Annotated in this window: 12 protein-coding genes; all 12 read left to right on the top strand. The window is 39.9% G+C overall.

Annotated features, from left to right (window positions below):
- The first annotated feature begins 2 nt into the window (after window positions 1–2).
- The 12 genes from EO130_RS01870 to EO130_RS01925 all read left to right on the top strand — a co-directional run bounded on the left by EO130_RS01870 (window position 3) and on the right by EO130_RS01925 (window position 15,805).
- Window positions 3–2,288: a multicopper oxidase domain-containing protein gene (locus tag EO130_RS01870; RefSeq protein ID WP_127139831.1), complete on the top strand. Its 2,286-nt coding sequence runs from the start codon at window positions 3–5 to the stop codon at window positions 2,286–2,288.
- Window positions 2,289–2,322: 34 nt separating this feature from the next.
- On the top strand, window positions 2,323–2,946 hold the full coding sequence (locus EO130_RS01875; RefSeq protein WP_127139832.1) for a DUF3347 domain-containing protein: 624 nt from the start codon (window positions 2,323–2,325) through the stop codon (window positions 2,944–2,946).
- Window positions 2,947–3,402, top strand: a complete 456-nt coding sequence (locus EO130_RS01880) for a heme-binding domain-containing protein (RefSeq protein ID WP_127139833.1) — start codon at window positions 2,947–2,949, stop codon at window positions 3,400–3,402.
- A 134-nt stretch (window positions 3,403–3,536) separates the two neighbouring features.
- Entirely contained in the window at window positions 3,537–4,013 is a 477-nt protein-coding gene (locus tag EO130_RS01885; protein WP_127139834.1) for a YybH family protein, read from the top strand.
- A gap of 18 nt (window positions 4,014–4,031) precedes the next feature.
- On the top strand, window positions 4,032–6,533 hold the full coding sequence (locus EO130_RS01890; RefSeq protein ID WP_127139835.1) for a heavy metal translocating P-type ATPase: 2,502 nt from the start codon (window positions 4,032–4,034) through the stop codon (window positions 6,531–6,533).
- Window positions 6,534–6,552: 19 nt separating this feature from the next.
- The gene (locus EO130_RS01895; RefSeq protein ID WP_127139836.1) at window positions 6,553–7,137 is read left to right on the top strand and encodes a DUF2911 domain-containing protein; all 585 of its coding nucleotides are present in this window, start codon (window positions 6,553–6,555) and stop codon (window positions 7,135–7,137) included.
- Between the two features lies 1 nt (window position 7,138).
- The gene (locus EO130_RS01900) at window positions 7,139–7,846 is read left to right on the top strand and encodes a PepSY domain-containing protein (protein ID WP_127139837.1); all 708 of its coding nucleotides are present in this window, start codon (window positions 7,139–7,141) and stop codon (window positions 7,844–7,846) included.
- A gap of 25 nt (window positions 7,847–7,871) precedes the next feature.
- Window positions 7,872–8,360, top strand: coding sequence for a DUF305 domain-containing protein (locus tag EO130_RS01905; protein WP_127139838.1), 489 nt, complete (start codon window positions 7,872–7,874; stop codon window positions 8,358–8,360).
- A gap of 6 nt (window positions 8,361–8,366) precedes the next feature.
- Window positions 8,367–9,158, top strand: coding sequence for a cation diffusion facilitator family transporter (locus tag EO130_RS01910; RefSeq protein WP_206513104.1), 792 nt, complete (start codon window positions 8,367–8,369; stop codon window positions 9,156–9,158).
- Between the two features lie 10 nt (window positions 9,159–9,168).
- A complete protein-coding gene (locus EO130_RS01915) occupies window positions 9,169–10,899 on the top strand; it encodes an efflux RND transporter periplasmic adaptor subunit (protein ID WP_127139840.1) in 1,731 nt (576 codons plus the stop codon).
- 47 nt (window positions 10,900–10,946) lie between these two features.
- A complete protein-coding gene (locus tag EO130_RS15660) occupies window positions 10,947–11,264 on the top strand; it encodes a DUF6660 family protein (protein ID WP_127139841.1) in 318 nt (105 codons plus the stop codon).
- A gap of 119 nt (window positions 11,265–11,383) precedes the next feature.
- Entirely contained in the window at window positions 11,384–15,805 is a 4,422-nt protein-coding gene (locus tag EO130_RS01925; RefSeq protein ID WP_127139842.1) for a CusA/CzcA family heavy metal efflux RND transporter, read from the top strand.
- Window position 15,806: the final 1 nt, after the last annotated feature.

The following is a 15,806-nucleotide window of genomic DNA, read 5'->3' on the forward strand; positions in this document are numbered from 1 at the left end:
CAATGAAAACACTTAACACAATACTTCTCTTATTCTTAACTTCAATTACATTCGCCCAAGTTGGGACAAATGGTGAAGATAGAAAAGAAGAAGGTCGAAACATAAAAGAATATAACCTTACTATCGAAGAAAATGAAATAACCCTTGCAGGTGTAACCGCAAACGGAATGACAATTAATGGTGGCATTCCAGGTCCTACATTAGAATTTAATGAAGGTGACCTTGCCATTATTAACGTAACCAATAAAATGGATGAAGAAACCTCTGTACATTGGCACGGTTTAATACTTCCTAATTTTTATGATGGTGTGCCTTATTTAACTACGCCACCTATAAAACCAAATACTACATTTCAATATAGAATACCTATAAACCAATCTGGTACATATTGGTATCATTCCCATACGATGTTACAAGAGCAAAAAGGAGTTTATGGCTCAATCGTCATTCATCCTAAAGAAAAGACTTTGGACTACGACAAAGATTTGGTTGTAGTGTTATCTGACTGGACCAACGAAAAACCAATGAATGTGTTGCGAAACCTTAAACGAGGAAACGAATGGTATCAGGTTAAAAAAGGGACAGCAGTACCATTAAGTAGAGTGATTAAAGAAGGTGCACTGGGAGCACAATTTAATTTTTGGCGTGATAGAATGGAAGGTGCAGATATTGCAGACATCTACTATCCTGCGTTCTTGTCCAATGGTAAAAAACTTGCAGAATATCCAGAGTTTAAAACAGGTGAAAAAGTACGACTACGTTTTATCAATGCATCTGCTTCATCTTATTATTGGGTGGATTTTGGTGGTGGTAACCCGATGATAGTTGCGAGTGATGGTGTGGATGTAACACCAGAATATAAAAACCGATTTCTTTTTGCAATTGCCGAAACCTATGATGTCATTGTAACCATTCCAGAAGGCACTTTAGAAATTACTGCCACAGCGCAAGATGGTTCTGGTAGTACATCCATTCACTTGGGTAGCGGAAAATTGTATCCAGCAACTGTAATAGACAGACCAGATAAAGTGGCTATGATGAAGCAAATGGCAAAAATGGATATGAAGATGGGTGCACCTGCTTTAGTGGGAAATAAAAATAGAAATACACCCGAAGCCCTAATGCAGAAATATGGAATGAAGATGAATATGGATATGAAAGACGGACAGATGAAGATGGAGAATGAAATGAATATGGAAATGAAAAAGGATGCGACGCCAATGAATCATAAGATGTCTACGATGCAAAAGGACACCGCTTCATTTAATTATGATACACGTAAAACTTATTTCAATTATGATTTTTTAAAGGCAAAGGAAAACACCACTTTTAAGACTGATGTGCCAGTAAATGAAATTTTACTGAATCTAACAGGTAATATGCAGCGCTATGTTTGGAGTATGAATGGCGTACCACTTTCGGAAACAGACAAAATTAAAATTAAAAGTGATGAGGTTACAAGGATTACCTTAAATAATCTGACAATGATGCACCACCCAATGCACTTGCACGGTCATTATTTTAGGGTGATTAATGAAAATGGAGAGCGTTCACCATTAAAGCACACGGTTAACGTACCACCAATGCAAAAAGTGGTCATCGAATTTTATAACGAAGAATATGGTGATTGGTTCTTTCATTGTCACGTACTATATCATATGATGGGTGGTATGGCAAGAGTATTTAGCTATGATACACCACGAGATGAAAGGATGAAACCTTATCCAGTACAAAACCTAATTGACGAGACAGACCATTACTATTCGTGGGGAATGCTTCGTGGAGGTTCAAACTTTAATGAACTTTTATTGATGTCGAGCAACATCCGCAACGAATTTGGACTACGTGCCGAGTTTGATTATAACCAAAATGCCGAGATAGAAGTGAATTATAATAGATATCTCAATGATTGGGTACGCGTGTACGCAGGCGTAAATACTGAAACTTCAACACCAGATTCTTATGATACATTCAATACTGTGGGATTGGTTGGAGTTAAATATTTCACGCCTTATAGGTTTAATGTGGATGTGAGTATTGACCATCAACTTCGCCCAAGAATACGTCTGGACAGGGAGTTGTTGATTTTTCCAAGAATTTTCTTGGAAGGTGAATATGAGTACAGAGCAGATTTTGGATGGGTCAATGAGTTAGAAAATAACAAATCTTATGAAGGTGAAACTCAATGGTTAATTGGAGCTTCATATATCTTATCCCGCAACTTTTCAATACAAGGAAATTATAATAACAGATATGGCTGGGGTGGCGGTCTTTTAGCCCGATTTTAAAAAAAACGATTAATAACTTTTAAACAAACAAAAAATGAGCAAATTAAAATTAGTATTAGGAGTGGTTGCAATAGCATTTGTAACCTTAACAGTAGTGTCTTGTAAAGATGCTAAAACAGAAAGCAGTACCAATTCTGAAACGAGTACTGAGGAAGACCATTCAAAAATGAACCACGATAATTCCGATGGGCATCATGATAGCGAGAAAAAGGAAATGGCAATGAACGGAGATGGGAATGCACAAGCGGTTCTTAATGACTATTTCAGTCTTAAAGATGCCCTCGTAGGCGATGATAATGATAAAGCAAAGGAAATGGGAGGCACATTGGTTAAATCTCTTAAATCTTTTGATGCATCAAAATATTCTGAAAGTGAAAAATCAGAATTGAATGACATTATCGAAGATGCTACGGAACACGCAGAGCATATTTCAGAAAGTGACATCAAACATCAGCGTGAGCATTTCAAAGTATTGAGTAAAGATGTTACAGATATGGTTGCCATTACGGGAACAGGGATGAAGCTTTATGAGCAATTCTGCCCAATGTATGATAACAATAAAGGTGGTGCTTGGCTTAGTATGAACGAAGAAATTAGAAACCCCTATTTCGGTGATAAAATGTTGAAATGCGGTAAAGTACAGCGAGAAATCAACTAATTGAAGTTTTTAAAAATCATAGCGTGGCTTGCCCTTGTGGCATTGGTAGTGATTCAGTTCTTTCCAATAATCCTGAACGAGAGCGATTATGTACCGCAAAGTGATTTTATGGTCGAAAATCAAGTGCCTGCAACGATAAAAAATCGGTTGCAGGTTTCTTGCTACGATTGCCACAGTAATAATACAGATTATCCGTGGTATAGTAAGATACAGCCTGCGGCTTGGTTTCTGGAAGATCACATACAAGAAGGTAAGGACGAACTTAATTTTAATGAATGGGCAACATATTCAGACCGGCGAAAGAATAGTAAACTTCGGTCTATCATAAGCCAAATCGAAGAAGATAAAATGCCCTTGGATTCTTATACACTCATTCATAAAGATGCAATTCTTTCAGATGAAGATAAGAGGATGATAATAGATTATATGACAGCGTTAAAAGACAGTTTGGAATAAAGTCCTGATATGGGAAGGGAAAGTTGATGGTTGGTTAGTTAGTAGCCCTTCCCTTGTCAGGCACAATAAAAAATATTAGAAAGATGAATAATGATATAAATGAATTTGAGTAAAAATTCTTAAAAATAAACAGGATGAATGCACTTAGAAAAACTACAATATTCGCATTAATTATAATAGCAACAAGCCAAGTGTTCGGACAAGATACAAACACAGAAAAGCAAGCCGTGCTTAAAGTAATGAAAACCTACAAAGATGCGCTACAAAACTTGACAACCGAAGGTACTTTTGACTTATTTACAGAAGATTCCGAGGTTTTTGAATCTGGTGGTGTTGAAGGCACCTATGCCCACTATATAGAACATCATTTGGGTCCAGAATTGGGGCATTTCAAGAAGTTTGAATTTTCAGATTATGAAATTGATGCAGAAGTAGATTTGCCCTATGCGTTTACTACCGAAACTTATGTCTACACCATAGTTCTCAATCCCGATGATAAAGCCAATACTCGAACCATAAAGAAAAAAGGGGTGGCGACTTCTATCCTTAAGAAGATAGATGAAAAATGGCAGATAGTAAAAACACATTCATCATCAAGAAATGTTAAATAATTTTTAGCCAATCATAAAATGAAACACACCTACCACATACACGGAATGACCTGCAATGGTTGTCGAAGTCACGTAGAGGAAACGCTGTCTAAAGTGGATGGTGTTTCAAAAGTAACAGTTGATTTAGAAAAAGCCGAAGCGACCATAGAAATGGAATCCCATATTCCAATAGAGAAATTTCAAGAGGCGCTTAAAGCCGATGGTGGGCAATACAGTATCCATCAAAATGGCGAACATCAGCATACCCACGATAAGAAGAAAGTTGAGAAACCCAAAGGTCAAGGAACGGGAACATTTTACTGTCCGATGCATTGCGAGGGCGACAAGACTTACGACAAACCAGGCGACTGTCCTGTTTGCGGAATGGATTTGGTTGAAGAAGTTAACCTAACGGCTACTTCCGACACCCAATATACCTGTCCGATGCATCCCGAAATTATTAAGGATGAACCGGGAAGCTGTCCAATTTGTGGGATGGATTTAGTGCCTATGGAACCCGATTTATCCGCAGAGGAAAAGACCTATAAAAAACTTCTTAAAAAGTTCTGGATAGCGGTCGCTTTCACATTGCCCATTTTTATCATTGCAATGTCCGAAATGCTGCCCAACAACCCCTTATATGATGTTTTAGAATTAAAATATTGGAACTGGATTCAATTTGCGCTTTCTATTCCTGTGGTATTCTACGCTACTTGGATGTTCTTTGAACGTGCCTACCGCAGTATAAAGACTTGGAACTTAAATATGTTTACGCTTATCGGTATCGGTGCTGGCGTTGCTTGGCTCTTCAGCGTGTTCGGGATGCTCGTACCCGATTTTTTCCCTGACCAATTCAAGACCGAAGCCGGTACGGTTCACGTCTATTTTGAGGCTGCTACGGTGATTCTAACTTTGGTTCTACTTGGTCAAGTCCTCGAAGCTCGTGCGCATAGCAAGACCAATTCCGCAGTCAAGGAACTTTTAAAATTGGCACCTAACAAGGCTATAAAGGTAGTTGATGGGGAAGAACAGGAAGTGGCCATCGATGAAATTGAATTGGGCGATATCCTACGTGTGAAGCCGGGCGATAAGATTCCTGTGGATGGCGTTATTACCGAAGGCGAAACTTCCATCGATGAATCGATGATTACAGGCGAACCCATTCCTGTAAACAAATCAGTAGATGATAAAGTAAGTAGCGGAACTATCAACGGCAATCAGTCCTTCTTGATGAAAGCTGAAAAGGTTGGGTCTGACACCCTGTTATCACAGATTATACAGATGGTCAATGATGCCAGTCGAAGCCGTGCACCCATCCAAAAGTTGGCCGATACCGTTTCGGGATATTTCGTGCCAATCGTGGTCATCATCGCTGCTGTGACATTCGGCGTTTGGGCGATTTGGGGCCCAGAGCCAGCCTATGTTTATGCTTTGGTCAATGCGATTGCCGTATTAATTATCGCCTGTCCGTGTGCTTTGGGGCTTGCGACACCTATGTCCGTAATGGTCGGTGTTGGTAAAGGCGCACAAAATGGGGTGCTTATCAAGAATGCTGAAGCCCTTGAGAAAATGGATAAGGTAGATACTCTCATTGTCGATAAGACCGGAACGATAACCGAAGGAAAACCTACAGTTGAGAAAGTGGGTTCTTTTGAGAAGGGTTTTACCGAAACCGAAGTACTACAATACATTGTTTCCTTGAACAGCCAAAGTGAACATCCGCTGGCGGAAGCCACCGTAAAATATGGAAAAGAACAAAACGCAGAGTTTTTAAAAGCAGATGGATTTAACGCAGTTACTGGAAAAGGCGTTGAAGGTAAAGTGAACAATAAAAAAGTAGCCTTGGGTAATGCTAAAATGATGGAACAGGGCAATGCCACACTTACCGAAGCTATGGAAAACGAGGCACAATCCTACCAAAAACAAGGGAAAACGGTTTCCTATCTCGCTGTAGAAGGTCAAGTTGTAGGCTACGTGGTCATAGGTGATAAAATCAAGGAAACGAGTGCAAAAGCTATCAAGGATTTGCAGAATAAGGGAATTGCGGTCATTATGCTTACTGGTGATAATCACGATACAGCCAAAGCTGTCGCAGATGAACTTAACCTTGCCGATTTTCAAGCAAGTATGCTACCGGAAAACAAATTACAAGAAGTCGAGAAATTACAAGGACAGGGTAAAGTGGTTGCAATGGCAGGCGACGGAATAAACGATGCACCTGCACTCGCTAAAAGTGATGTAGGTATCGCAATGGGAACAGGAACGGACGTTGCCATTGAAAGTGCAGCCATTTCCTTGGTGAAAGGCGATTTACACGGTATCGTAAAGGCAAGAAACCTAAGTGATGCAGTAATGCGCAATATCAAACAAAACCTCTTTTTTGCAATGATTTATAACACGCTGGGTATCCCTATTGCAGCAGGACTACTGTACCCGTTTTTCGGAATACTCTTATCGCCAATGATTGCGGCCTTGGCAATGAGCTTTAGTTCGGTTTCGGTAATTGCCAACTCATTACGTCTAAAAAGTAAAAACATATAATCCAACTAATTGAATACTTATGAAATATAAAATTTTGATAATCCTATTGGTAGTTGTTGTCATCGGTTGTAAAAACGAAGAAAAGAACAATCCCAAAATAGAGACAGAACACGATCATACCCAGAGTGAACCTAAATCTGAGAACAAAAAAACCCTAAGTCCACATACATCGGCAATGGCGATGATAGGTGATGCTCATATCCATATAGATTATTCGTCGCCAGGCGTAAGGGATAGAATTATTTTCGGTGGACTGTTGGCGTACGACCAAGTCTGGCAGGCTGGTGCCCATATGGCTACTTGGTTGGAAACAAATAAGGATTTAGAAATTGACGGCAAGGTATTGAAAGCCGGGAAATATGGATTTTTTGTAATTCCGAATGAAGAAGAATGGACTGTCATTTTCAACAGGAATTGGAACCAACACGGTAAGGACGACTATACTGAAAATGATGATGTATTACGATTTAAAGTAACACCTAAAATTTCCGAAAAAATCAAGGAACATTTAGAGTATAAAGTAAACAAAACAACAGAGACTTCAGGAAAAATCTCAATGGGTTGGGAAAAAGTCACGATTGGATTTCCTTTTGAAATAAAGTAAAATGGTGAACAGAAAAACAGCGAAATGGATTAGAAAAGCACACCGCTATTTGGGTGTTTTTTTAGGTGTTCAGTTTTTGATGTGGACAATTAGCGGGATGTATTTCAGCTGGACGGACATTGACGAGATACACGGCGACCATTTTAAGAAAGCGGCACCTGTGCAGACCTCTTTTGATAATTTGCTCGGCACATCCCAACTGGCCATAAAAGAACCCGTCCAATCTTTGGAACTACTGGAAATAGCAAATGAACCTTACTATTGGATTAATGAAGCACGGCTTTATAATGCAAAAACGGGGCAAAGGAAAAATGGAATTTCTAAAAAAGAGGCACAACAAGTTGCAAGTAGGTATATGTTGAACGATTTGGAAATAGTACAAATTCAATTAGTCGATTCTGTAGGGCCACATCACGAATATCGCGGTCGCCCACTTCCAGCTTATGAAATCTCGTATGAGACACCACAAAATTTAAAAGCCTATGTGGCGGTTGAAAATGGCGCTTTTCAAACGGTGAGACACAGGGATTGGCGCTGGTTTGATTTTCTTTGGATGACCCATACAATGGATTATCAGGGAAGGGATAATTTCAACACATTGTTGTTAAGGGCATTTTCACTTTTGGGATTGATAACCGTCTTAAGCGGTTTCGTTTTATGGTATATCAGTTCCCCATCAATCAGAAAACTGAAAAAGAAAATTAAATAATTGGTAACAAATAAAACCAAAAATTATGGATGCAAACGAACACACAAATTCAGGAAAATCAAAAAATCATTACACACGTTTTGTAGCGATGCTCGCTTGCTCTTTTGTAGCAATGTATATTACAATGTATTTAAACACCTATGAATGGGACCATGTATGGTTCAGCCTTACGCGTTTCTATATGGTCTGTCTCGGTATCGCTGCCATGGCCATTATAATGTTTGTAGCAATGCGCGGTATGTATCAAAACAAAAAAAAGAATATTGCCATAGTCTTGGGAAGTATCGTTCTCTTTGTAGGTGCATTGGGACTGGTACGCGACCAAAAATCCACCGTGGGCGATGTACTTTGGATGAAAGCAATGATACCACACCATTCCATTGCAATTTTAACAAGTGAACGAGCAGATATTGAAGACCCTGAAGTCAAAAAATTGGCTGAAGAAATCATTAAAGCGCAACGTAGGGAAATTGCTGAAATGAAGGCGATGATTGAGCGTTTAGAAAACGAGTAAAACAAAGTGGATAAATCAATATTCAAAATAGTGAGAATGGATTGTCCTTCTGAGGAATCTATGATTCGGATGAAGTTGGATTCAGTTGGTCGAATTTCAAAATTGGATTTCGATATTCCCAACAGAAAACTTACGGTTTTCCATAATGGCAACTTGGAAGAAATTCAGGAAGCCATTGCAGACCTGAAGTTTAATGAAGAATTGATTTCCTCAGAACCAACCGATGAAGTAATTGCGGAAGAAGCAAGCAACCAGAGTAGGCTACTGTGGTCAGTTTTGATTATCAATTTTATGTTTTTTGTCATTGAAATGACTACAGGATTGATTTCAAAATCAATGGGGCTTGTTGCAGACAGTCTGGATATGCTGGCAGATTCATTTGTATATGGTTTAAGTCTTTTTGCAGTAGGCGGTTCCCAACTACTTAAAAAAAGAATAGCGACCACTGCCGGTTATTTTCAGATACTTCTTGCGGTTATAGGAATTGTAGAAATAGTGAGAAGGTTTATAAATCCAACCGAAGTTCCGGATTTTAAAACAATGATTATAGTCTCAATATTGGCGCTATTGGCCAACGGGCTATGTCTATTTCTTCTTCAAAAATCTAAAAGTAAGGAAGCCCATATGCAGGCCAGTATGATTTTCACATCAAATGATGTTATCATTAACTCCGGGGTTATTGTTGCTGGGGTTTTGGTACTATGGACTGGCTCACGATTGCCTGATTTGATTGTAGGCGCAATCGTTTTTATAGTAGTTGTCCGTGGCGCTCTTAATATTTTGAAATTAGGAAAATAAAATTATGAATATGAAAAAGAACATTTTATATATAGTAATAGCCGTTATCATAGGTTTGGGCGCAGGCTGGCTCATTTTTGGAAATAGCTCAGACAATGCAGCAAATAAGGATACGTCTGATATGTCCGACCACGACCACTCTGGCGAGAGCGCAGAACAGATGTGGACGTGCTCTATGCACCCACAGATTATGCAACCCGAAGCTGGTGATTGCCCAATATGTGGAATGGACTTAATCCCTGCTGAAGCTGGTGCAGATGGTCTCGCTGCAAACGAGATAAAAATGACTGAAAACGCAATGGCGTTAGCAAATATCCAGACTACTATTGTAGGAAATGCAAAAGCTGGCGATGATGATGGGATGATATCCCTTTCGGGAAAAATAGCGGCAAACGAAGAAAACAATACCGTACAATCCAGCTATTTCAAAGGTAGGATAGAACAACTCAACGTTAACTATGAAGGTCAGCAAGTAAACCGTGGTCAGCTATTGGCAACCATTTACGCACCAGACCTTGTAGCGGCACAGCAGGAACTGATTACCGCAGCATCACTTAAGGAATCGCAACCAGCTTTATACAAAGCTGTTCGCAGCAAGCTCAAAAACTGGAAACTATCAGATACGCAAATCAATGCCATAGAAGAAAGTGGAACGGTACGTGAGAATTTCCGGATTTATGCAACGGTTTCCGGAACGGTTTCAGAAGTAATGGCAGCACAGGGCGATTATGTAAATCAAGGACAGCCTATTTTAAAGTTGAGCAACCTCAATTCGGTTTGGGCAGAATTTGATGCCTATGAAAATCAAATAGCACAATTCAACGTTGGGCAAAAAATCAATATCACGACTAACGCCTTTCCAAACAAAGAATTTGAGGGAACAATTTCATTTATTGACCCAATTTTAAATAATGCGACACGAACGGTAACGGTGCGGGCAACGCTTCAAAATAGAGAAGACCTATTTAAGCCAGGAATGTTTGTTACAGGTAAGGTTGAAGGGGCAACACAAACTATGGAAAATACACTTTCTGTTCCTGCAAGTGCTGTACTATGGACGGGCGAGCGCTCATTGGTATATGTAAAAACCAATCCTAACGAGCCTGTATTTGAAATGCGCGAAGTAACCTTGGGCAATCGCTCTGGCGAAACTTACCAATTATCGGCTGGATTAGATAACGGCGATGAAATTGTTACCAATGGAACGTTTACGGTAGATGCAGCAGCACAATTACAGGGTAAAAAATCAATGATGAATCAGCAGATGATGCAGGATGAATCGGCTATGATGGGTGATATGGAAATGAGTTTCAGTAATGCGTTTAGTTCTGATTTCGACAAAGCATTACCATCATATCTCAAAATGAAAGATGCCCTTGTAGCAAGCGATGCAAGTCAAGTTTCCGCTTTCGCGAAAGCGACATCAGAAAAATTAAAAGCAATATCGACTGATGATTTAGGTACGATGGAAAAACAACATTTAACCAAAAGTATTGAGATGCTGGATGCCATTGCAAACAATGATAATCTGGAAAACCAGCGCGCTCACTTCGTCATTCTAAACGAGAATATCGTGCCTATTGCAATGAGCATAGAAAACTCGACAAATTATTACATTCAGAAATGCCCTATGGCAAATAACAATAAAGGTGCGGTATGGTTAAGTATGGAAGAAGAAATAAGAAATCCATACTATGGCGATGCAATGTTGACTTGCGGAAGTGTGATTGATTCGTTGTAAAAATCATTTGCAACACAGTTGCACCAAAATATTTTTATCTTTGCATTGTGAAAGTTGTAGCAATCGTAGCAATCATTTTATCGTTTTATTTCTTGGCACTCAATGTAGTGCCTTGTAGCGATGCGACAAATAGTGCCGATGATACCCAAGTTGTTACAGTAATTGATATTGATGGCGACCACGACCAAGACTGTGAGTTATGCTCGCCTTTCTGTCAATGTCATTGTTGTCACGTTCACACGATAAATTTTGGGCTTGTTGCATTTCAACCGCTACAGCCTGCTATTCCTCAAGAATTCTTTGCCCATTTCGATGACCTTGGCAAAGATATTCCCCATTCCCTTTTTCAGCCACCTCGGGCATAATTCAGTTTTCATAGGATAACTATATCCTTTTTTGAAGTTTTCCTAATGGGAATGCTCAACTATGTTTTTGCTACGCGAAAACGCAAACTCGTTTTTTAACTGAATTAATACATTAATCTATGATTAACAGAATCATTGATTTTTCAATCAATAACAAATTCATCATTGGTCTGTTCACGTTGACTCTTATAGGAGTTGGCATTTGGTCAATGGCAACAGTAAACCTTGGGTCTGTCCCAGATATTACCAATAATCAGGTGCAGGTCATCACGCAATCGCCCAATCTGGGAACGGAAGATATTGAACAGTTCGTAACCTATCCCGTAGAACTATCTATGGGTAATTTACCAGGCGTTACAGAAATAAGATCTATCTCACGCTTTGGCCTTTCCGTAGTTACTATCGTTTTTGAAGACGATATGGGAACCTATCTTCCTCGACAGCTGGTACAGGAAAAACTAAACGAACTGGGCGAATCTATCCCTGAAAAATTTGGAAGTCCATCTATGGGTCCCATCTCTACTGGTTTAGGTCAAATCTATGAATACACTATAAAGCCAGAGGAGGGTTTTGAAAACAAGTATTCGCCTATGGAACTGCGCACCGTGCAAGATTGGGTTATCAAACGACAACTCACATTACTGGAAGGCGTGGTAGAGGTCAACTCTTATGGAGGCAGTATTAAACAGTACGAGGTCGCTGTCAACCCAGATAAGTTGAATAGTTTGGGTATTAGTATTTCACAAGTGTATGAGGCTCTCGCTCGGAACAATGTGAATACAGGCGGTGCTTACATAGAAAAAAATAAAATGTCAAATTTCATAAGAGGTGAAGGTCTTATTCGCTCTTTGGAAGACATTAAAGATATTTCGATTATTAACGAGGGCAACATTCCCGTAACTATTGGAGATGTTGCAACACGCGTCCATTTTGGGAATCAGGTACGTTATGGTGCTTTTACGCAAGACGGTAAGGAAGCCGTGGGAGGAATAATAATGATGCTAAAAGGTTCAAACCCTAATGCGGTTATTCAAAATGTTAAGAATCGTATGGCAGAAATTGAAAAATCCCTGCCAGAAGGTCTCACTATCGCCCCTATCATTGATCGTAGTGAGCTAATTGCCAGAACGACCGATACCGTTAAAACCAATTTACTGGAAGGCGCCCTAATCGTGATATTTGCCCTTGTTTTATTGTTGGGTAGTTTAAGAGGTGGCATCATAACGGCCACGACCATACCGTTGTCCTTGCTTTTTGCCTTTATATTAATGAAGCAATTTAATGTATGGGCAAACTTAATGAGCTTGGGAGCTATAGACTTTGGGATTATTATAGATGGTGCCGTGATTATTATAGAAGGAACGGTGTATGAGATCCAAAAACGGATTAGGTCTGGAAAGCTAAAATTCAATCAAGGCGTAATGGATAAAGTAGCCTATGATGCCGGAACCACGATGATGGGTTCTGCTTTTTTCGGGCAGATCATTATCCTTATAGTTTTTACACCTATACTTTTCCTTACAGGTGTAGAAGGTAAAATGTTCAAACCGATGGCATACACCTTTGGTTTTGCTATGATAGGTGCAATTATTCTGTGTCTTACCTATGTCCCAATGATGTCTGCGCTTTTTATGAAACCAGTTCAAAACACCAAAAGCTGGTTTGGCAAATTTGAGCGTTGGCTTGAAAAGATAAGTGATAAAATTATTGGTGCTATACATAGTGCTTATAAGCCATTATTAAAAGGTGCACTGCGGCTTAAGCTTATCGTGTTATCATCTTCTGCTGTTCTACTTATTATTGCTGGTTTTATATTTTCTAATATGGGTGGAGAATTTGTGCCGCAGCTCGATGAAGGAGATATAGCAATGCAGGCGTTTATAAGACCAGGAAGCTCGCTCACAGAATCCATTGAAGTTTCAAAGAAAATAGAAACTATCCTATTAGAAAATTTTCCTGAAATTAAAACGGTAACAGCACGTATAGGTGTGGCAGATATACCTACAGATCCTATGCCTATGGATATTGCAGATATGTACATCATTCTCAATAAGGATATGGACGAGTGGACAACTGCTTCTACTAAAGAAGGTTTGATTGAAGCCATAAGGGATAAACTGGATGATGAACTCGTCGGGGTTAATTTATCATTTACCCAACCGGTCGAATTAAGATTTAATGAGCTTTTAGAAGGCGTAAGAGAGGATATTGCAGTAAAGCTATATGGCGAAGATTTAGAGGTGTTATCAGACAAGGTTCAGGAAATGGCAGCTATTATAAAGACCGTTCCTGGCGCGGGCGATGTGAGTGCAGAACGTACAGCTGGACTACCACAAATGACCGTAAAGTTCAGACGAGATAAAATGGCGCAATATGGACTGGATATTCAAAAAGTAAATGATTACATAAGTACTGCTTTTGCAGGTGGTACCGCTGGCGTCATTTTTGAAGGCGAGAAACGATTTGATCTGGTGGTACGATTTGATGAAAGCCATAGAAAAAGTATTGATGACCTGCGCACGATGTACATCGATCTTAAGGATGGAAGCCAGGTACCCATTATTGAAATAGCAGAGATTGAATACGTGCCTGGACCTATGCAAATCTCACGTGACAATACGTATAGAAGAACCTATGTAGGTGTAAATGCACGAGGCAGAGATGTGGAGTCTGTTGTAAAAGATATACAACAAAAGTTAGATGAAGAACTGGACTTGCCATCAGGATATTATATTACCTATGGTGGAGAGTTTGAAAACCTACAAAGCGCTAAGGATCGTTTAACAATTGTTGTGCCCATCGCCCTGTTCTTGATATTTGTACTGTTATACTTTGCCTTAAAATCCTTTTCACAATCGCTAATGATTTACATCGCGATACCCTTGGCGGCCATTGGTGGTGTGTTTGCTTTATGGCTTCGAGATATGCCATTTAGTATTTCGGCAGGTGTAGGATTTATTGTGCTATTTGGTGTCGCAGTTCTTAACGGGCTGGTACTTATTAACCGATTTAATTCTTTAAAGGAAGAAGGTGTTACAAGCATAAAGGATAGAATATTTCAAGGGACTAAAGAACGTATTCGCCCCATTATGCTCACGGCTACCACAGATATTTTTGGGTTTTTACCTATGGCATTTTCCACATCAGCCGGTGCAGAGGTGCAACAACCGCTCGCTACGGTAGTTATTGGTGGGATGCTTACGGCCACCCTACTCACGTTGATAGTACTTCCTGTACTCTATATCTTTATAGAAAAGCGACGTGAGCGCAAAGACCAGAACAAGATTGGTTCGTTTAATCCGCAAGCATTGACCACGATTTTAATACTTGGTTTTATGTTAGGTGGTACCGCTTTGGCGAAAGCGCAACAAACACAAGCACCTGTGCCAGACCTCATTGTTCAGGATAGCATTACACCCATTACCTTATCTCGGGCTGTAGAAATTGCCAAAGAGAATTATCCAGCACTCAAGACGAGCCAACTCGAAATAGAAAGACAGAGCGCACTCACGGGCAATGCCTATGACTTCGGTAATACTAAAGTATTTACAGGTGGCGAAGAAGTGGCAGATGGTCAGGGCATTTATACCTTGATAGGTATCGGTCAACAAAATATTGATCTATTGGGAATAGGTGCCAAAAAACGCTTGCAACAACAACGCATCCAGTTAGCCGAAACAGCTTTTGACCTATCTGAAATCCAGATAGAACTGGAAGTCAAAAAAGCCTGGTCAGAAGCTTTTCAGGCAAAGAAGAAATTTGTTCTTTATCGAGAACTGGACAGCATTTATGGTCAATTTGCACAATCTGTAGAACTCAATTTTGAAGTCGAAGCCATTTCGAGACTGGAATATGCTGCTGCGCGCAATCAAGCGTTACAGATAACCAACAGGTTTCAGCAGGCAGAAACAGATTATTTAATCGCATTACAAAAACTCAATCTTTGGTTGACACCAGATACGATGTACACCGTAGCTGATGAATTTGAAGCTACCGAAATTTCGGTGTTAGAGACTGATGATACATTGGATGAACATCCCGAGTTATCGCTTTCGCGAAAGCGTATAGACGAAGCACAAGCAAGCTATGATGCAGCAAGGGCAAGCTTACTGCCCCAGTTTAATCTGCAAGGTGGCCTGCAACGTGTAAATGGCGATAGTGGTTTCTACACCTATCAGGCAGGGATTTCCATACCGCTGTTTTCTGGCCCAGACCGCAGCCGCGCAAAAGCTGCTAAACTGGATGCACAGATTGCAGAAACCAATGCCGCATTCAAACAACGCGAGCTGCAATCCCAATATACACAAGCACAGCAAAATTATACACGATGGCGAGATACTTGGTTTTTCTATAAAACCGAAGCTCTGCCACTTGCCATAGACCAGCGCAAAGGCGCATTGCTCGCCTACAAAGAAGGTGCGCTTGATTATGCAGCATTCACGCAAATTATACGTGATGCCATACAGACCGAAATGGATGCACTGGACGCACTCGATAATTATTTAGAAGCCTTGTTTAAACTACAATATTTCCAAAACTAAA

The organism is Flagellimonas marinaquae (assembly GCF_003992675.1).
Classification (GTDB): domain Bacteria; phylum Bacteroidota; class Bacteroidia; order Flavobacteriales; family Flavobacteriaceae; genus Flagellimonas; species Flagellimonas marinaquae.